Consider the following 17,639-nt stretch of genomic DNA (forward strand, 5'->3'; position numbering starts at 1 on the left):
TCAGCCGGGATAAAGCCCGGACAGGACGGCAGGCAGACGATCGGGCAGGTCCTCGGCGATCAGGCCGGGCCCAAAGCCGCGCGCCGCTTCGGCATGAATCCAGGCGGCGGCCGTCGCGGCATCCACACTGGCCATGCCCTGGGCGATCAGGCCACCGATGATCCCTGCCAGGACGTCGCCAGTCCCTGCGGTGGCCAGCCACGGACTGCCGTTGTCGTTGCTGTGTATCCGGCCGTCCGGCCCGGCGATGAGCGTCTCGCGCCCCTTCAGCACCACGATACAGCCTGCTGTGCGCGCAGCCCGGAGCGCCGCAGCTTCCCGCCCTGCATCCAGCAGGCCAGGAAACAGCCGCTGGAACTCGCCTTCGTGCGGGGTCAGCACGTCCTGTGTGTCCAGCAGATCGAACAGGTCCTGGCTGCGTCCCTCGAAAATGCTGAGCGCATCCGCATCGACCACCAAGGCCGCCTTGGTCCGCGCCAAGGCCCTGACATTTTCGATCGTGGCCTGGTCCAGGCCTGCAGCCGGGCCGATGACCACTGCATTCATGGCCTGGCTGGCCTCGACCAGAGCTTGAGGTCCCTCGAACGGATGCACCATGACCGCCTCGACCGCCGGCGCGACGATGGGGGCGGAGGCGGGCGGACAAAGCAGCGTCACCACTCCGGCGCCGACCCTGAGGCCCGCACGCGCGGCCAGCCGTGCCGCACCCGTCCGGTTCGGGGGGCCGCACACCACGCCGAGCCGGCCCCGTGCGTGCTTGTGCGCCTCGGGCCCAGGCCATGGCAGCAAAGCCTTCCACGCCGGCGGCTGGATCGCGGATTTCATGACAGCTTCGTTCCCGAACGACGACAAAGATGAAAAGACGCTTGCGTTATGCTGCGATGCAATGTCCCTTTAGCAGCCGTGCGTGCAGCAGCCTTGAAGGCCGCCTCGGGGTCGCCATGAAGAAGATCGAAGCCATCATCAAGCCCTTCAAGCTGGATGAAGTGAAGGAAGCCCTACAGGACGTCGGGGTCCAGGGCATGACCGTGCTCGAGGCCAAGGGATACGGCCGACAAAAGGGTCATTCCGAACTTTATCGGGGTGCAGAATACGTCATCGACTTCCTGCCCAAGATCAAGATCGAGCTGGTGGTTGCCGACGACATGGTGCCCGCCGTCATCGAGGCCATCCAGGCTGCGGCCCGGACCGGCAAGATCGGGGACGGCAAGATCTTTGTCAGCGATGTCATCGATGTGATCCGCATCCGAACCGGAGAAACCGGCTCACAGGCCGTCTGACCGCACACTGTCCGCGTTGGAAACAGCCCGGGCCACTACCTCCTCCCCATAAGAAACAGGACGTCGAGAATGAGCAGCGCAGATAAGATCCTGAAAGAGATCAAGGACAAGGACGTAAAATACGTCGATGTCCGGTTTACCGACACCAAGGGTCGGCTTCAGCACGTCACCTTCGACATCGACCTGGTGGACGAGGACTTCCTGAACGAAGGCACGATGTTCGACGGCTCGTCGATCGCCGGCTGGAAGGCGATCAACGAAAGCGACATGCTGCTGAAGCCGGATCTGTCGCGCGCCTATATCGATCCCTTCTATCAGCAGACGACGCTGTTCCTGTTCTGCGACATCATCAATCCGGACACGGGCGAGCCCTACAATCGCGACAGCCGCTCCATGGCCAAGAAGGCCCTGGCCTATGTGCAGTCTTCGGGGGTCGGCGATGCCGTCTATTTCGGCCCCGAAGCCGAGTTCTTCATCTTCGACGACGTCCGCTGGAACACCCAGCCGCACAACACCGGCTACAGCTATGACTCGATCGAGCTGCCGGCCAATACCGGTTCCGAATATTCGGAAGGCAACATGGGGCACCGCCCCGGACCCAAGGGCGGCTATTTCCCGGTGAACCCGGTCGATTCCGGCCAGGACCTGCGGGGTGAAATGCTGGGCGTCATGCGCGACCTCGGCCTCGATCCCGAAAAGCACCACCACGAAGTCGCCCCGGCCCAGCATGAGCTGGGTCTGAAGTTCAGCGACCTGCTGACCATGGCCGACCGTCTGCAGCTGTATAAGTATGTGATCCACAACGTCGCCGCCGCCTACGGCAAGTCGGCAACCTTCATGGCCAAGCCGATGTTCGGCGACAACGGCAGCGGCATGCACGTGCACCAGTCGATCTGGAAGGACGGCAAGCCCCTGTTCGCCGGCGACAAATATGCGGGTCTGTCGGACATGTGCCTGTGGTACATCGGCGGCATCATCAAACACGCCAAGGCCATCAACGCCTTCTCGAACTCCACGACCAACTCCTACAAGCGCCTGGTGCCCGGCTATGAAGCGCCTGTGAAGCTGGCCTATTCGTCGCGCAACCGGTCGGCCTCGATCCGGATTCCGTGGGTGTCCTCGCCTAAGGCCAAGCGTCTGGAAGCCCGCTTCCCGGACCCGATGGGCAATCCCTATCTGACCTTCGTGGCCCTGCTGATGGCCGGTCTGGACGGGATCGAGAACCGGATCGATCCGGGCGCACCCGCCGACAAGAACCTGTATGACTTGCCGCCCGAAGAGCGCGGCAGCATCCCCGAGGTCTGCGGCAGCCTGAAAGAAGCGCTCGAGAGCCTCGATAAGGACCGCGCCTTCCTCAAGAAGGGCGGCGTCATGGATGACGACTTCATCGACAGCTACATCGAGCTGAAGATGGAAGAGGTCCAGCGCCTGCAACTCCACCCCCATCCGGTGGAATTCGACATGTACTACAGCTGCTGATCCCACGGATCACAGGCTGACAAAGGAAAGGCCGGACGAGCGATCGTCCGGCCTTTTTCTTTGGCTGTCACATTGGCCGGACACCGAGCCCGACCGGCTTCCGGCTGTCATCAGACAGTCAGACCCTCGCCGGCGTCTTCCTTGCGTCGGCGCAGTTCGATGATGCGGACGCACCAGATGCTGATCTCGTAGAGCAGCACCAGGGGCACAGCGAGCATGATCTGGCTGAGCGGATCGGGTGGGGTCACGACGGCGGCCACCACCACAACGGCCACGATGGCATAGCGGCGCCCCTCGGCCATGGCCTTTGAGCTGATGATACCGGCCATGCCCAGAAGGGTCGTGATCACCGGCAACTGGAAGCACAGGCCGAAGGCCAGCATCAGCGAGGTGACCAGGTTCAGATACTCGGAAATCTTGGTCATCAGCGCGACCGTGATCCCATCCGCCGAGATCTGCTGGCTCAGCGAGAACCACATGACGAACGGCAGCATGACGAAATAGACCAGGGCACCGCCCAGGCAGAACAGAACCGGCGAGGCAAAAAGGAACGGCAGGAAGGCGCCGCGCTCGTTCCGATAGAGGCCTGGGGCCACGAACCGGTAGAGCTGCCAGGCCAGAACCGGAAAGGCCAGCACGACGGCACCGAACCCGGCAATCTTCATCTTGGTGAAAAGCTGTTCCAGCGGCGCGGTAGCGATCAACTCGACCGTGGACTGCCCACCCTCGGGCACCGGCATGAGACCCAGGGTGACAGCGATCAGGTCCAGGGGATTGCCGCCATGCCCCCCGTTCGCCTGGGCCACGGCATGCAGAGCCGCCGCCGCCTGAAAGGGCTTGATCAGGAAGATCTGCAGCGGCGCGGCAAAATAGAAGCTGAAGATGAAGGCGACGGCGAAGGCCACCACGCACACCACAAGCCGCCCGCGCAGCTCGATCAGGTGATCCATCAGCGGCGCGCGCGAGGCCTCGATCTCGGCGTGATCGTCGTCGGTGCGGCTCATGCGTCAGGCCATTGTTTGGCGCGGGGTTTGCGAGGCTTGGCGGGGGACTTGGGCGTCGCCGGCTTGTCGGAAGTCGCAGCCTTTGCCGCCGTTGCCTTGCGTGCCCGAGGTTTCGGTTCCGGCTTGGTCTCGGCCACGGGCTCCGCCACTGGTTCGACCGGCGCAATCGGCGTCATGGCCGGTGTGTCGGGCCATTCTTCGGGCCCTGCAATCAGGGCCTGGGCCGGAGGCGAGGCCACGGGCGCGTTCAGCGGCGCGTTCAGGTCGCGATTGATGTCGCGAAAGGCAGCGGTCGCCTCTTCGCCCAGAGGGTGGATGCCCTGACCGCGGCGCAGGGCGTCGACTTCCTTGCGAAGCTCGTCCAGCTCGGACTGGCGGGCCATCTCGTCGAAGCTGGCGCGGAATTCATTGGCCATGCCCCTGGCCTTGGCCATGAACTGACCGACCTTGCGCATGAGCAAGGGCAGGTCCCTGGGCCCCACCACAAGCAGGGCCACCAGGCCAATCACCAAAATTTCCAAGCCCCCGATACCGGGCCCAAGACCGCCCATGCGTCAGGGTCTCTCGCGCAAATACAAAGCGGACAGCGACTAGCGCTTCAGTTCTTCTTTTTCGGCGTCGGTGCGCGGCAGCGAGCTGACGCCTTCGGACGGGCCGGACTTGTCGTCGTCCTTCAGGCCTTCACGGAAGGCCTTGATCCCCTTGGCCGCGTCACCCATCAGGCCCGACAGCTTGCCGCGGCCCCCGAACAGCAGCAGCACCACCAGTCCGACGATGACCCAATGCCAGATGCTGAAAGAACCCACGGCTTCGTCTCCTTATGCGGGCCCGAACCGACCCGTCGTCCATCTAGGCCGTCATATAGGCGTAGTGATGGCCAGGGCCAAGCGAATGCGGAATCCGCGATCGTGACTGGCCACCCCGGCGACTGGCTGTAAAAGGCACGTCCCATTGAACCGCGAGGCTGCCCTGTCCCACGTCATCATCCACACCGACGGTGCCTGCAAAGGCAACCCTGGTCCCGGAGGCTGGGGCGCGATCCTTCAGGCCGGGGGCAAGACCAAGGAAATGTGCGGGGGCGAGCCGCTGACCACCAACAACCGCATGGAGCTGATGGCAGCGATCCAGGCGCTGGAGGCGCTGACACGGCCGTGCAAGGTCGACCTTCACACCGACAGCAAATACGTCATGGACGGTATCACCGGCTGGATAAACGGCTGGAAGGCGCGCGGCTGGAAGACGGCCGACAAGAAGCCGGTCAAGAACGACGATCTGTGGAAGCGGCTGGACGCTGCCCGGGCGCGACATGACGTCAAATGGCACTGGGTCAAGGGCCACGCGGGCCATGCGCTGAACGAACGGGCCGACCAGCTGGCCAATCGCGGCATCGCCGAGATGCGCGCCTAGAATCAGGCTGGCCGGACCCTTACCCGGGCACCCACGACCGAATCGATGATGACGCTCTCGCCGGGAGGAGGACCCTCGCCTTCGATTTCGGCCGCCCACTCGGCCCCCGAGGCGAAGACGCGGCCGCGACCGTTCACGAAGGCCTCGACCACGCGAGCGCGTTCTCCGACCAGGCGCAGGTCGCGATCGTTGATGTCGGGCACCTCGACGGAATTGACCTTCTGGATCAGGCGGCGGGACAGCAAGGTCGCGGCCACCGTCAGGGCGGCGAACAGCACGACCTCCATCGCGAAACCGATCCGCAGACCCAAGGCCGTCAGGACCGCCAGCACCGCCGCCGACACAGCCGGCCACAACAGCCATTCGGTCGAGAAGGCGGCCTCGATGGCCAGCAGGAGAACCCCGAGCGCCATCCAGACCCAGAACGGCTGAACCGAATACAGGGCTGCGATCGTATCCATGGATCTACTCCGTAACAGGGACAGAGCCACCGGCCGGACGCCGCGGGGGACGCGGGACGACAGGTGCAGGCGGCGGTGACGGGCGATCGCCGCCACGCGATTGCTGCTGGTCACGGGCCAGGCCGACCAGTTCGCCCAGACCGGCGATGGTCCCGACCAGACCGCTCATCTCGGCGGGCACGATGACCGTTTTGGCCGTGGGATTACGGGCCAGTTCGGCAAAGGCCTCGACGTATTTCTGAGCCACGAAATAGTTGATGGCGTTGACGTCGCCGCGGGCGATCGCCTCGGAAACCATCGCGGTGGCCCGGGCCTCTGCCTCAGCCTCACGCTCGCGCGCCTCGGCGTCGCGGAACGCCGCTTCCTTGCGCCCCTCGGCCTGCAGGATGGCCGCCTGTTTGGCCCCTTCGGCCCTGGCAATGGCGGCCTGCTTCTCGCCCTCGGCCTCGGTGATGACGGCTCGGCGCTCGCGCTCGGCCTTCATCTGCCGCGCCATGGCATTGGTGATGTCGACCGGAGGCGTCAGGTCCTTGATCTCGATCCGGTTGACCTTGACGCCCCACGGCTCGGTCGCCGCATCGATCACGGTCAGTAGGCGCGAGTTGATGTTGTCGCGCTGAAACAGAACTTCATCGAGGTCCATCGACCCCACCACGGTCCGCAGGTTGGTGGAGCACAGCTGAGTGATCGCATAGGGCAGATCCTCGACCCGATAGGCCGCCGCCGCCGCGTTCATGACCTGGATGAAGACGATGGCGTCGACCTTCACCATGGCATTGTCCTTGGTGATGACTTCCTGCTGGGGCACGTCCAGCACCTGTTCCATCATGTTCATGCGGCGGCCGATGCGCTCGACGAACGGGGTCAGCAGGCTGATGCCAGGCGTCAGGGTCTTGGTGTATTTGCCGAAGCGCTCGACTGTGAACTCGCGCCCTTGAGGCACGATCTTGATCACGCTGAAGAGCAGCACGACCGCCAGCACGACCATGACGATCGCAAACAGGTTCGGAATATCCATCAGCCCCTCCATCACGGGGCGAGGTTAGCGGTTCCCGGCTCGCCTATCCAGCGAAACCGATTCGTCCCTCATGCGATCCGCCATGGCGATGATGCGCCGAGTCTCGCTCCAGTCGACCAAGGCCAGCGCCTCTCCGATCGGCCAGAACCGGGCCTCCGCCGCGTCGTCACCGGCGCGGGGTTCTCCCGCCATCCAGGTCGCGAGGTAGTCGATCAGCACATAGTGCCGCCCGATGTCGGGAAAGATGCCATCCACCACATCGATCAGCGGACCGATCCGGGCCTGGATGCCGGTCTCCTCCATCAACTCGCGCCGGGCGGCGTCAAGGGCCCCCTCCCCCGGCTCGATGCGTCCGCCCGGCAGGCTCCACTCACCCAGACGCGGCGGCGTCCCGCGCCGGATCAGCAAGACCTCATCATCACGAAAACACACCACGCCGACGGCAGGTGTGGGAGCGCTCAGCGCATTATTCATGCTGCATTATCGCTTTCCTCTTTCGACCGACGCACGGTTTTGTCAGAACAGCGCCATGTCCACGCCCTCCCCTACCGCCGTCGAGACCTTGAAGTCCACGCTGGGCCCTGGCGGCTGGACCCAGGACGCCTCCGAGATCGCGCCCTGGCTGACCGAGTGGCGCAACAAATGGCAGGGCCACACCCCGCTGATGCTGACGCCCCGCACCACGGCAGAGGTGGCGGCGGCTGTGACCATCTGCTCGGAGCATGGGATCGCCGTTGTCCCTCAGGGTGGCGACACAGGCTTGGTCGGCGGTCAGATCCCGTATGGCGAGGTCCTGCTGTCGACACGGAAGCTGCGCGCCGTACGCGATGTTACGCCGCTGGATGATGCCATGACAGTCGAGGCCGGGGTCACCCTGCTGGAGGCCCAGCAGCACGCCACGGCGGCAGGCCGGATGTTCCCGCTCAGTCTTGCCGCCGAGGGTTCGGCCACGATCGGCGGGGTCATCTCGACCAATGCCGGGGGCACGGCGGTCATCCGTTATGGCGTCATGCGCGATCTGGTGCTTGGGATCGAGGCGGTGATGCCGGATGGTCAGGTCTTCAATGGCCTGAAACGCCTGCGAAAGGACAACACCGGCTACGACCTGAAGCAGCTGCTGATCGGTGCCGAGGGCACTTTGGGCATCGTCACGGCGGCGACGCTGAAGCTGTTTCCGATCATGCGTTCGCGCGCCACGGCCATGGTCGGACTGGACAGCGCCCACGCCGCGATCGAACTGCTGGCCCGGGCCAAGGCCGAGACCGGCGGCGGGGTCGAGGCCTTCGAGCTGATGAAGCGGATCGGCATGGAGTTCGTACTGAAGCACATCCCCGATACACGCGAACCGCTGGACACGACGCCGCCCTGGTATGTGCTGATCGAACTGGTGTCGGGCGAGCCCGGCGCCGCGGAGGCGGGGTTGGAGCGGTTGCTGGCCGATGCCTTCGAGGCTGGGCTTATCAACGATGCCGCCATTGCGCAGAACCAGACCCAGCGCGCCGATTTCTGGAAGGTGCGCGAGGAACAGTCCGCCGCCCAGCGCCCCGAAGGCGGCGGCTGGAAGCATGATGTGTCGGTGCCCGTGTCGCGTATTGCCGACTTCCTGGACGAGGCGACGGCTGCGGTGGAACGGTTCCACCCTGGCGCGCGCGTCGGGGCATTCGGTCACGTCGGTGACGGCAATATGCACTATGACGTCCTGTGCCCGCCGGGAGCCGACCTGAAGGCCTTCCTGGCCCGCTGGGAGGAAGGATCGCAGATCGTCCACGACGTCGTGGCCCGGTATGACGGCTCCATCAGCGCCGAGCACGGGCTGGGCCGGCTGAAGACCGACGAAGCGCGCCGTTACAAGTCGCCGCTGGAGATCGCCACCATGCGGGCCGTGCGTCAGGCGATCGACCCGAAGCGAATCATGAACCCAGCCGTACTCTTCTAGCGCTGCCGCTGCATCCCCTGAGCCAGGCTGGCCAGAACGGCAGCAGAAGTCTGTGGGTCCATTCGACCCTGAATGCCCCGGACGGTCTGCGGCAGATGGGCTCCAGGTTCCGCTGCGTCGTCGAACACGAAGGCGTCGAACATGGCGCGCCAGGCGTCCCGCTGGTCGGACGGCATGTCGCGGATTTCCGCCATCGCGTGGATCAGGGCCTGCATCGGCTGTCGCCGCTGCCCTTCAGGATTCCACCAATAGTTCACCAAGAGGGCGAACGGGTCGAAAGACTGGACGTGGTGCCACCACATATAGGGGATGTAGAGGGCGTCGCCGGGTTCCAGGTCCGCGACCTCTGCTTCGGCCCAGGCATCGGCAAAGCGCGGCCAGCGCTCGGCATCGGCGGCGTGCAGAGGCACCATGCTGACCAGGGGGCCAGCCAGGGTCCGCTCGAACGGTCCGACGTACAGGTCCTTGGTCGCCGAGGGCGGAAACAGGGTGAAGCGGCGGCGTCCGGCCACGGCGCAGGCCAGATTTTCGAACATGTCGTGGTGGGTCTGGACCACCGCGGCGTTGCCGATCCAGAGACGGGGGACAGCAGAGCCGACAATGGCCGGGGCGGGATTGGCAGCGGCGAAACCGGGGACGGCAACCGGCTCAGGCAGGGACTGCGCCGCCATCGCCGGTGGATCGGCACGGTCCATCCAGTGCAGCAGGCCGTGCAGAAGCTCGGTCAGAGGGGCTTCGCGCGCTTCGAAATTCGTGCCGGTCAGATCATCGCCGTAGAAGAACATTCCGCCCCGTTCCGGGGGTGCCACGATGAAGCGCACCGGCTTGCCGGTAGCAAATCCCGCCAGATGCGCCCCCAGAGCCATGGGGGACTCCGAACCTGCGCGCACCGCCGGCCAGTCGGCCAGCAGCCCCTTGAGGATGACCGGCCTTGCGGCCGCGCGGATCTCGCCGAACACCTTGGCGTCCGGGTCGCGGTATTCCACCGTGCGGCGTTCGGGAACGGGACAGTCCATGACGCAACGCCTATACCGCCGGACGGATCGTCACCATAGGCGACCATAAGGGCGGACCCTTTGCCTGCGGTTCGAACGGCCCTATCTGCGGGCCACCCGCGAACGGAGCCGTGATTTTGCTGATCGTCCTTTCCCCGGCCAAGCGGCTGGATTTCACCGAGCCGACCCTCCCCCTGCCCGCGACCCAGCCCCGGTTCGCAGAAGACACCGCATCCCTGGCCGTCACCGCCCGGCGCCAGACCCAGGCCGACCTGCGGCGGCTGATGGGCATTTCAGAGGACCTGGCCAAGCTGAACCAGGCCCGCTTCAAGGCCTTCGACCCCGAAGCCACCGATGTAGGAATCCAGGCAGCGCTGGCCTTTGCCGGCGACGTCTATCAGGGGCTGGACGCCCGCTCTCTGGATGCCGCCGCGATGGAGTGGGCGCAGGATCGTCTGCGCATCCTTTCAGGGCTGTATGGCCTGTTGCGGCCCCTGGACCGGATCCAGCCCTATCGCCTGGAGATGGGCACCCGGCTGAAGACCCGCCGCGGCGGCAGCCTTTACGACTTCTGGGGCGACCGAATCTCGAACCGTCTGAATGCCGACGCCGAAGGGCATGAAGAGCCGGTGGTCATCAATCTGGCCAGCCAGGAATACTTCGGAGCGGTTGACGCCAAGGCCCTGAAACTGCCGGTCATCACACCCCAGTTCCGCGAGAAGAAGGACGGCGAAAGCCGTATAGTTTCCTTTTTCGCCAAGAAGGCCCGTGGAACGATGGCCCGGTTCGCCATCGACAACCGCATCGAAAAGGCTGCCGATCTCAAGGGCTTCGACGTCGACGGCTATCGGTTCGACAAGTCGGCGTCTTCGGAAGCAGACTGGATATTCACCCGCTGAGGAAATTCAGCGTGACGGGTCGCCTTCGCATCCGCGAAGCGTTAGGTTGGCGGCAACGAACAAGAGACGGAAGCGACCCAATGTTCCAGTGGCCCAAACGCGGCGAAGGTCCCAAGGCGGAGACGACACCTTTTCGAGACATTGGCGACCTGAGGGGTCAGGTGGCGGTCATCTCGGGTTCCACGTCCGGGATCGGCCTGGCTCTCGCCCGCGCGGTGGCCTCGCGCGGCGGGGATGTGGTGCTGAACGGCCTGGGTGACCCGTCCGAGATCGAGCGTACCCGCGCCGAGATGGAGGCCAGTTGCGGCGTCCGCGTCCGCTATCACGCCGCCAATATGCTGAAGGGCGAAGAGGTGGCCGACATGGTCGCCTATGCCAAGCATCAGCTGGGCCGGGTCGACATCCTGGTCAACAACGCCGGCATTCAGCACGTCGAGGCGGTCGAGAAATTCCCGTCTGACAAGTGGGAACAGATCATCGGCATCAATCTGTCGTCCACCTTCTACGCGACCCGGGCGGCGATCCCGATCATGAAGGCCCAGGGGCGCGGCCGCATCATCAACGTGGCCTCGGCGCACGGCCTGGTCGCCAGCCCGTTCAAGTCGGCCTATGTCGCGGCCAAGCACGGGGTCATCGGTTTCACCAAGACCGTGGCTCTGGAGCTGGCTCAGGACAACATCACCTGCAACGCCATCTGTCCCGGCTTCGTCGAGACGCCGATCGTCGAAAAGCAGATCGCGGACCAGGCCCGCACCCGCGGCATGTCCAAGGAGGCGGTGCTGAAGGATGTCATCCTTGGCTCCCAGCCGACCAAGCGGTTCGTGACCACAGACGAGCTTGCCGGCCTGTTCCTGTATCTGGTGTCCGACCTGGGGGCCTCGGCCAACGGGTCCAGCTTCTCCATCGACGGCGGCTGGACCGCGCAATAGACGACTGAGGCCGGGGGGGCAGATGGCGCTTTTCAAACGCAAGGCCCCGAACCCACAGCCCGTCGCATCGGACCCCACGTCAGCACCGCGCGATGGCCGTCGCCCGGTCTGCCTGGCTTTGCAGGGCGGAGGGGCGCACGGGGCCTTCCAGTGGGGCGTGCTGGACCGGCTGCTTGAGGACGGGCGGCTGGATATCCGGGCCGTCACGGCGGCCTCGGCTGGGGCCATGAACGGCGCGGCCCTGGTCTCTGGCATGGCCACCGGCGGTCCCGAAGGGGCGCGGGCGGCGCTGGACAAGCTGTGGCGCGAGACCAATCAATCGGGCGGCAAGAACGTCTTTGGCGACTCCTCCATCTGGAGCGCGGCCCTGACGCCCGGCTGGCTGAAGGACACCGCCTTCTGGCGGGCCGGAGAGACCCTGGCCCTGTCAATGAGCCCGTATGAGTTCAATCCGCTGAACTTGAATCCGCTGAAGCGGGTGCTGAACGCCTCGATCGATTTCGCGGCGGTTCAGGGTTCGGAGGTCAAGCTGCACGTCGCCGCCACCGCCGTCCGCCACGCCCGATCGCGCGTCTTTGCCAATGCCGAGATCACCGATCAGGTCCTGCTGGCCTCGGCCTGCCTGCCGCATCTGTTCCAGGCGGTCGAGATCGAGGGGGAGCCCTATTGGGACGGCGGATACCTGGCCAATCCGCCGCTGTGGCCGCTGTTCTATGAGGACACGCCCGACGACGTCCTGCTGATCACCCTGAATGCGTTCGAGCGGGCCGACACGCCCCGGTCGGCGGGCGACATCATGGACCGGCTGAACGAGGTCGTCTTCAACGCCCCCCTGGTCGCCGAACTGCGTGCCGTCGCCTTCGTCCAGGAACTGATCGAACAGGGTCGGCTGACCGAGGATGCCAAAGGCCGCTATCGGCACATCCTGATGCACGCCATCGAGGCCGATGGCTGGCTGGGCGACCTGTCGCTGGGATCGAAATTCAACACCGAATGGACCTTTCTGAACGACCTGAAGGCGCGGGGGCGGGCGGCGGCCGACGAGTGGCTGGAGAGCTGCTTTGCCGAAGTTGGGGTGCGGTCTAGCGTCGATCTGGGGACACGGTTTGGATAGGGCGCGCTTGATCGACCTCACGCGGGGGTTACCCGCTGAAGGGATGGGGGAGGTGGCGGAGCGCGGGCGGCTGGCCCGGAACCGATGTGCCCCCCTGCTTTCGCGTTACGGGGGCCGGTGAAGAGTTTTCGGCGTCACCGCCGGTGCTCCGCATGATCGCGGCGTCCGAGCACGTCGGGCGGGCATCGCTTGGCAGCCGGGGTTTGCCGTTTTCCAGCCCCCGACCTTTTCGCCAATTAGACCCTGTCGACACTAAGCCCGGGCGGGCAGGGGCGGCCAGGCCCTTGGGCTCCTCCGTTTCCTGCCGGAGGACAGTCCCTTTGCAGGCCGAAAGGGGGTGCAACCCGCCCCCCCCCGGCCTGATCCGGTTCCGCCGCCCCCGTCCGATGACGAACGACGCACAGCGTCCCGCAACGATCACCCCCGCTGCACGTGATTGGCCCCGGCACCAGACGCCCTCCCCCCGCGAAGGGATGGGCAGGAGTATGCGGGGGCTTTTGACCGAGGCACGCCGAGGGCCGGATTATTCCTTTAATGATTTGATATCAAGGACTTGGATCGACGCGACAGGAGGGCTGGAGGTTTATGGGTCGCAGGAATGGGGGTGTGGGAGGAGGTCGGATGGGCTCGGAACAGCTTGCCGGACGGTGCCCCTCCACCGCTTCGCGGTCCCCCTCCCCATCCGCAAAGGCGGACGGGGAGGAGCCTTGGTCGAGGAACTGATCGAACAGGGCCGCCTGACCGAAGTCGCCAGGGGTCGCAATCACTACATTCTGGTGCTCGCCCGTGATGCCGAGGAATGGCTGGGCAGCTGTTTGGCGGACACGAGAATTCAGTCGATTGTCGGTCAGGGGAGATGCTTTGGGTGATGCGGCAATTGACAGAACGCCGTGATCTTGATCCGCTGTAGGCTGGACGAGACCAATGAGAAAGGCATGATGCCGGTGCCGCTTTCCCAATACGCTGAGACGGTCGATCAATTCCTATCAATTATCTCGCTGGAAAGCCTGATCGAACCTTTCAAAATATTCGTCACAGTTTCCACAGTGATCGCAGCCTTTATGGCCGCAAGATACGCATACAGGATCAATGTCCGGAACAAGAGGTTTGACATAATACTATCATGCAATAGTCGCTATGACACGCTTTACCAAGATCGTATCAATATTTCTAATGACAAGGGACCAGATGACATCAATGTAAAGCAATATTTTGGGCGCTACTGGGGCCTAAAGAGCGATCAGTTCGAGTACTGGCTTGCAGGAGGCGTAGACCCTCAGACTTTCTCAAACTGGCTTATGTCCACACTCCGTTCGTTTCAAAACGATTCGCACGTCGGACGATTAAGTTACAGGGACTCATGGAATCTAGAAAAGACCGATATAGATATTATCAACAAGTCTTTTGTCGATTTCATGGACACGATAAAAGACATCGCAGTCGACTGCTCTGTTTCTGCGGACGAGAAGTACTACGTGCTGCTCCATGCCATGGACGCAATCGAAAAGCGCGAAGAGGCTTTCAACAGGTTCTTATTTGATGGGCTCCCGACCTGGATCAGAGGGCGACTGACGGTGCGAGAACTAGCCAAGACGTTCCCCAAGGCTACGCGATTGGGATACGAGACCTTGGCGACACGGCGCCCCAACGCTCTGGTTGAAGAGTGAGGCTCACCCCACAAACCCCGCCGCTCGCCTCAGCCGGTCGTTGATCGCCTCACCCAGCTCCAGCATCGGCACGGGCGAGACGGCGATGCCGACGGGATGCTCGCGGTCGGCCTCGCGCAACAGGCGGAACAGGTTGGTTGCGGCCTCTCGTAGGTCGCCCGTGGCGCTGAGGGTCCAGCGTGGGTCGCCCACGCCCGGGCCGAAGCCCAGCAGGATTTCGCCGTCACTCGCACCTTGGGCATTGATGCGGACCGGGGCCTCGGGGGCGTAGTGGAGCGTCAGGCGGCCGGGGGAGCGATGGCCCTCGCCTGCCCCATCCTGATCTGCGGGCAGAGGTCCGACCAGGGCCTCGATCTGATCGCGGGTCACGGCACCGGGACGCAACAGGGCGATGCGGCCATCCAGGACCGAGACCACCGTGCTTTCCACCCCCACGTCGCAGGGCCCACCGTCGAGGGCGGCGGCGGCGGAGGGGCCTGTTTCCTCCAACGCATCAGCAAACGTCGTGGGGCTGGGGCGGCCCGAGCGATTGGCGGAAGGGGCGACAACGGGTCCGGCGAAGGCCGCCAGAACGGCCCGCGCCACCGGATGGCCGGGCACCCGAACGGCCACCGAATCCAGCCCTGCCCGCGCCAGATCGCAGACCCCGCCATCGGCCCGCGCCGGGGCGACGATGGTCAGGGGACCGGGCCAGAAGGCCTGGGCAAGCGCGCGTGCGGCATCATCGAAGACGGCCAGACGCTCCGCCGCCGCCGCCGTCGCGACATGGGCGATCAGGGGGTTGAACCGGGGGCGGCCCTTAGCCTCGAAGATGGCGGCCACGGCTTCTGGATTTCCGGCATCGGCGGCCAGGCCATAGACGGTCTCGGTCGGCAGGATGACCAGACGCCCGGCCGACAGGGCGCGGGCCGCCGCCTGGATCGCGTCTTCGCTCACGGCCGTCGATGGATCAGAGGGATCATCCGGTGCAGCACATTGTCCCGATCGATGAAGTGATGCTTCAGCGCCGCGCCGATGTGCAGGATCATCAGCACATACAGCACCTCTACCCCCGCCTCATGGGCCTCCATGAAGGACCCGGCGAGGTCGCGGTCCAGCGGCAGAGGCAGGGCGGGCCAGGTGAACAGGCCGAACCATTCGATGTCTCTGCCCCCGGCCGACGAAGCCGCCCATCCGCCCAGCGGCAGACCGATCAAGAGGACATAGAACAGAACATGGGTGGTGCGGGCGGCGACCTTCTGCCAGCCCGGCGTTCCCGCAGGCAGAGGGATGGCCGGATTGGCGAATCGCCAGCCGATCCGCGCCAGGGTCAGGACAAGGATGCTCAGGCCGACCGACTTGTGAATCTGGACATATTCGCGCGACATCGGCCCCTCAGTCGCATCGTGCAGCATGATCAGGACGATCTGGGACACGACCAGCAGGGCGATGCCCCAGTGAAAGGCGAACGAGACATTGGAATAACGGTTGCGTGGTTCGGCCATCGGGCTTCCCTTCCCCTGCGGTAGCGCGTCACCTTGGCATGGGACGACGACACCGGCACCGATGTCGCCCAGACGACGACCGAACGCAAGGAACGACCCGATGACCTATCGCGCCCCTGTCCGTGATCTGGCCTTTACCCTGGAAGCCGTCGCCGGCCTCGACCAGGTCGCGGCGACGGGGGCATTCCCCGACTATGACGCCGATCTGATGCGCGCGGTCCTGGACGCGGCCGGTCAGGTCTCGGAAGAGGTACTGGCCCCTCTAAACCGGATCGGGGACCAGCAGGGCGCGACCTATGCCAATGGGGCGGTCACGGCCGCGCCGGGTTTTGCCGACGCCTATCGCCAGTTCGCGGCCGGGGGTTGGCTGGGTCTGGCCGCGCCGACCCATGCCGGGGGCCAGGGCCTGCCCAAGGCGCTGGAGCTGGCGGCCTATGAGACGGTGCATGCGGCCAATATGGCGTTCGGCCTGTGCCCCATGCTGTCGCTGGCCGCGATCGAGGCGCTGGAGGCGCATGGCACCGAGCACCAGAAGACCATGTATCTGCCGCGCATGGTGTCCGGCGAATGGACGGGGGCCATGTGCCTGACCGAGCCCCAGGCCGGATCGGACCTGGGAGCCCTGACCTCCACCGCCGTACCGAACGGCGACGGCACCTACAGCCTCACCGGCCAGAAGATCTACATCACCTGGGGCGATCACGACGCGACGGACAACATCGTTCATCTTGTGCTGGCCCGACTGCCCGATGCGCCGGCCGGACCCAAGGGCATCAGCCTGTTCCTGGCCAACAAATATCTGGTCAAGCCGGACGGTTCGCTGGGCGACCGCAACGGCTTCCGTCCGGTGGGGATCGAGCACAAGCTGGGCATTCACGCCTCTCCGACGTGCGTGATGGCCTATGAGGGGGCGATCGCCGAGCTAGTGGGCCGCCCTAACGAAGGGCTGTCCCACATGTTCACCATGATGAATGCCGCACGCGTCGGCGTGGGCATGGAGGGAGTGGGCATCGCAGAGCGGGCCTATCAGCACGCCCTGGCCTATGCGGCCGACCGGCGTCAGGGCCGCAGCGTCTGGACCGGCGAGGCCTCTGCCCCGATCCTGGACCATCCAGACGTGCGCCGGACCCTGGCGGTGATGAAGGCCCGGATTGCGGCCGGGCGGGCCCTGTGCCTGTCCACCGGCGTGGCCGCCGACCTGGCGCGCCATGCAGCGACCGAGGACGAGCGCCAGTTCTGGAAAGGCCGCGAGGACCTGCTGACCCCCATCGCCAAAGCCTGGTCCACCGACATGGGCGTGGAAGTCGCCTCGCAGGGCGTGCAGATTCACGGCGGCATGGGCTTTGTCGAGGAGACCGGCGCGGCCCAGCATTATCGCGATGCCCGGATCGCCCCGATCTATGAAGGGACCAACGGCATCCAGGCCATGGATCTGGTCGGGCGCAAGCTGGGTCAGGACGGCGGAGCTTCGGCCAAGGCGGTGATCGGCGAGATGAAGGCAACCCTGGCCGAACTGGCGCGCCTGTACGACGGCAAGCCGGTGGAGCGATTCGCCACGGCTATCGGCGCGGTCGAGGACGCGACCCTGTGGATCCTGGACCGCAAGGCCGCCGCCGACGGTGCCGCCGACGTGCTGGCCGCCGCCGCCCCCTATCTGACCCTGATGGGTGACGTGATCGGCGGCTGGATGCTGGCCAAGGGGGCGTTGACCGCCAAGGCCCGTCTGGATGCGGGCGACACCGACGTCGAATGGCTGGGCGGGCGGATCACCCTGTATGAGGTCTATGCCGCCAATGTGCTGGGCCATGCCAGTTCGCGCCTGGCCGCCATCGGTCAGGGCGGTGCCCTGCTGGCGCGGATGACGCCGTCCGTCCTGGCCGGCTGATAAGGTCGGGCTTGCGGTTTGTTCATTTGACGGGTCATGACGGCCCTGTCCAAGGTCGTGCTCGACCTTTTTACCGTGGGA

At 65.1% G+C, this 17,639-nt stretch carries 20 protein-coding genes; 10 read left to right on the plus strand and 10 right to left on the minus strand.

Annotation, left to right across the window (positions count from 1 at the left end; genetic code table 11):
- Entirely contained in the window at positions 1-825 is an 825-nt protein-coding gene (locus tag JIP62_RS03725) for an NAD(P)H-hydrate dehydratase (protein WP_201103588.1), read from the minus strand.
- Positions 826-941: 116 nt separating this feature from the next.
- Here JIP62_RS03725 and JIP62_RS03730 point away from each other — a divergent pair, with 116 nt between their 5' ends.
- A complete protein-coding gene (locus JIP62_RS03730) occupies positions 942-1,280 on the plus strand; it encodes a P-II family nitrogen regulator (protein WP_201103589.1) in 339 nt (112 codons plus the stop codon).
- Positions 1,281-1,349: 69 nt separating this feature from the next.
- Complete coding sequence (gene glnA, locus JIP62_RS03735) at positions 1,350-2,759, plus strand: type I glutamate--ammonia ligase (RefSeq protein WP_201103590.1); 1,410 nt, start codon at positions 1,350-1,352, stop codon at positions 2,757-2,759.
- A gap of 110 nt (positions 2,760-2,869) precedes the next feature.
- Here the strand turns inward: glnA and tatC are convergent, their stop codons facing one another.
- The 3 genes from tatC to JIP62_RS03750 are packed head-to-tail and all read right to left on the minus strand — an operon-like array spanning position 2,870 to position 4,569.
- Positions 2,870-3,763, minus strand: a complete 894-nt coding sequence (gene tatC / locus JIP62_RS03740; RefSeq protein ID WP_201103591.1) for a twin-arginine translocase subunit TatC — start codon at positions 3,761-3,763, stop codon at positions 2,870-2,872.
- Positions 3,760-4,314: a Sec-independent protein translocase protein TatB gene (tatB, locus tag JIP62_RS03745; protein ID WP_201103592.1), complete on the minus strand. Its 555-nt coding sequence runs from the start codon at positions 4,312-4,314 to the stop codon at positions 3,760-3,762. Before tatB ends, tatC begins: the two co-directional genes overlap by 4 nt.
- A 39-nt stretch (positions 4,315-4,353) precedes the next feature.
- Positions 4,354-4,569, minus strand: a complete 216-nt coding sequence (locus tag JIP62_RS03750) for a twin-arginine translocase TatA/TatE family subunit (RefSeq protein ID WP_201103593.1) — start codon at positions 4,567-4,569, stop codon at positions 4,354-4,356.
- Between the two features lie 163 nt (positions 4,570-4,732).
- On the opposite strand from JIP62_RS03750, the gene rnhA reads away from it, so the two are divergent.
- Positions 4,733-5,170, plus strand: coding sequence for a ribonuclease HI (gene rnhA, locus JIP62_RS03755; protein ID WP_201104543.1), 438 nt, complete (start codon positions 4,733-4,735; stop codon positions 5,168-5,170).
- 2 nt (positions 5,171-5,172) lie between these two features.
- Here the strand turns inward: rnhA and JIP62_RS03760 are convergent, their stop codons facing one another.
- From JIP62_RS03760 to JIP62_RS03770, 3 genes are read right to left on the minus strand one after another with little or no spacing between them, the layout of a single operon-like run.
- Entirely contained in the window at positions 5,173-5,631 is a 459-nt protein-coding gene (locus JIP62_RS03760) for an NfeD family protein (protein WP_201103594.1), read from the minus strand.
- A 4-nt stretch (positions 5,632-5,635) separates the two neighbouring features.
- Positions 5,636-6,619: an SPFH domain-containing protein gene (locus tag JIP62_RS03765; protein WP_201104545.1), complete on the minus strand. Its 984-nt coding sequence runs from the start codon at positions 6,617-6,619 to the stop codon at positions 5,636-5,638.
- 54 nt (positions 6,620-6,673) lie between these two features.
- Positions 6,674-7,123 carry an NUDIX hydrolase gene (locus tag JIP62_RS03770; RefSeq protein ID WP_201103595.1) on the minus strand — a complete coding sequence of 150 codons (450 nt, stop codon included), beginning with the start codon at positions 7,121-7,123 and terminating at the stop codon, positions 6,674-6,676.
- 55 nt (positions 7,124-7,178) lie between these two features.
- Here JIP62_RS03770 and JIP62_RS03775 point away from each other — a divergent pair, with 55 nt between their 5' ends.
- Positions 7,179-8,585 (plus strand): FAD-binding oxidoreductase, encoded by a 1,407-nt coding sequence (locus tag JIP62_RS03775; RefSeq protein ID WP_201103596.1) that lies wholly within the window; start codon positions 7,179-7,181, stop codon positions 8,583-8,585.
- Here JIP62_RS03775 and JIP62_RS03780 read toward each other — a convergent pair.
- Positions 8,582-9,601: a cupin-like domain-containing protein gene (locus JIP62_RS03780; protein ID WP_201103597.1), complete on the minus strand. Its 1,020-nt coding sequence runs from the start codon at positions 9,599-9,601 to the stop codon at positions 8,582-8,584. The genes JIP62_RS03775 and JIP62_RS03780 overlap by 4 nt on opposite strands.
- A 116-nt stretch (positions 9,602-9,717) precedes the next feature.
- Here JIP62_RS03780 and yaaA point away from each other — a divergent pair, with 116 nt between their 5' ends.
- The 5 genes from yaaA (at position 9,718) to JIP62_RS03805 (ending at position 14,189) form a co-directional block, all read left to right on the plus strand.
- Positions 9,718-10,479, plus strand: coding sequence for a peroxide stress protein YaaA (yaaA, locus tag JIP62_RS03785; RefSeq protein WP_201104547.1), 762 nt, complete (start codon positions 9,718-9,720; stop codon positions 10,477-10,479).
- Positions 10,480-10,559: 80 nt separating this feature from the next.
- Entirely contained in the window at positions 10,560-11,408 is an 849-nt protein-coding gene (locus tag JIP62_RS03790; protein ID WP_201103598.1) for a 3-hydroxybutyrate dehydrogenase, read from the plus strand.
- Positions 11,409-11,430: 22 nt separating this feature from the next.
- Positions 11,431-12,522: a patatin-like phospholipase family protein gene (locus JIP62_RS03795; protein ID WP_201103599.1), complete on the plus strand. Its 1,092-nt coding sequence runs from the start codon at positions 11,431-11,433 to the stop codon at positions 12,520-12,522.
- A 707-nt stretch (positions 12,523-13,229) separates the two neighbouring features.
- On the plus strand, positions 13,230-13,391 hold the full coding sequence (locus JIP62_RS03800; protein WP_201103600.1) for a hypothetical protein: 162 nt from the start codon (positions 13,230-13,232) through the stop codon (positions 13,389-13,391).
- A gap of 66 nt (positions 13,392-13,457) precedes the next feature.
- Complete coding sequence (locus tag JIP62_RS03805) at positions 13,458-14,189, plus strand: hypothetical protein (RefSeq protein ID WP_201103601.1); 732 nt, start codon at positions 13,458-13,460, stop codon at positions 14,187-14,189.
- A 3-nt stretch (positions 14,190-14,192) separates the two neighbouring features.
- Here JIP62_RS03805 and JIP62_RS03810 read toward each other — a convergent pair whose 3' ends face one another.
- A complete protein-coding gene (locus JIP62_RS03810) occupies positions 14,193-15,125 on the minus strand; it encodes an L-threonylcarbamoyladenylate synthase (RefSeq protein WP_201103602.1) in 933 nt (310 codons plus the stop codon).
- Entirely contained in the window at positions 15,122-15,673 is a 552-nt protein-coding gene (locus JIP62_RS03815; protein WP_201103603.1) for a cytochrome b, read from the minus strand. Before JIP62_RS03815 ends, JIP62_RS03810 begins: the two co-directional genes overlap by 4 nt.
- A 100-nt stretch (positions 15,674-15,773) precedes the next feature.
- Here JIP62_RS03815 and JIP62_RS03820 point away from each other — a divergent pair, with 100 nt between their 5' ends.
- A complete protein-coding gene (locus tag JIP62_RS03820; RefSeq protein WP_201103604.1) occupies positions 15,774-17,558 on the plus strand; it encodes an acyl-CoA dehydrogenase in 1,785 nt (594 codons plus the stop codon).
- Positions 17,559-17,639 lie beyond the last annotated feature (81 nt).

The organism is Brevundimonas vitisensis, assembly GCF_016656965.1.
GTDB classification, from domain to species: Bacteria; Pseudomonadota; Alphaproteobacteria; order Caulobacterales; family Caulobacteraceae; genus Brevundimonas; species Brevundimonas vitisensis.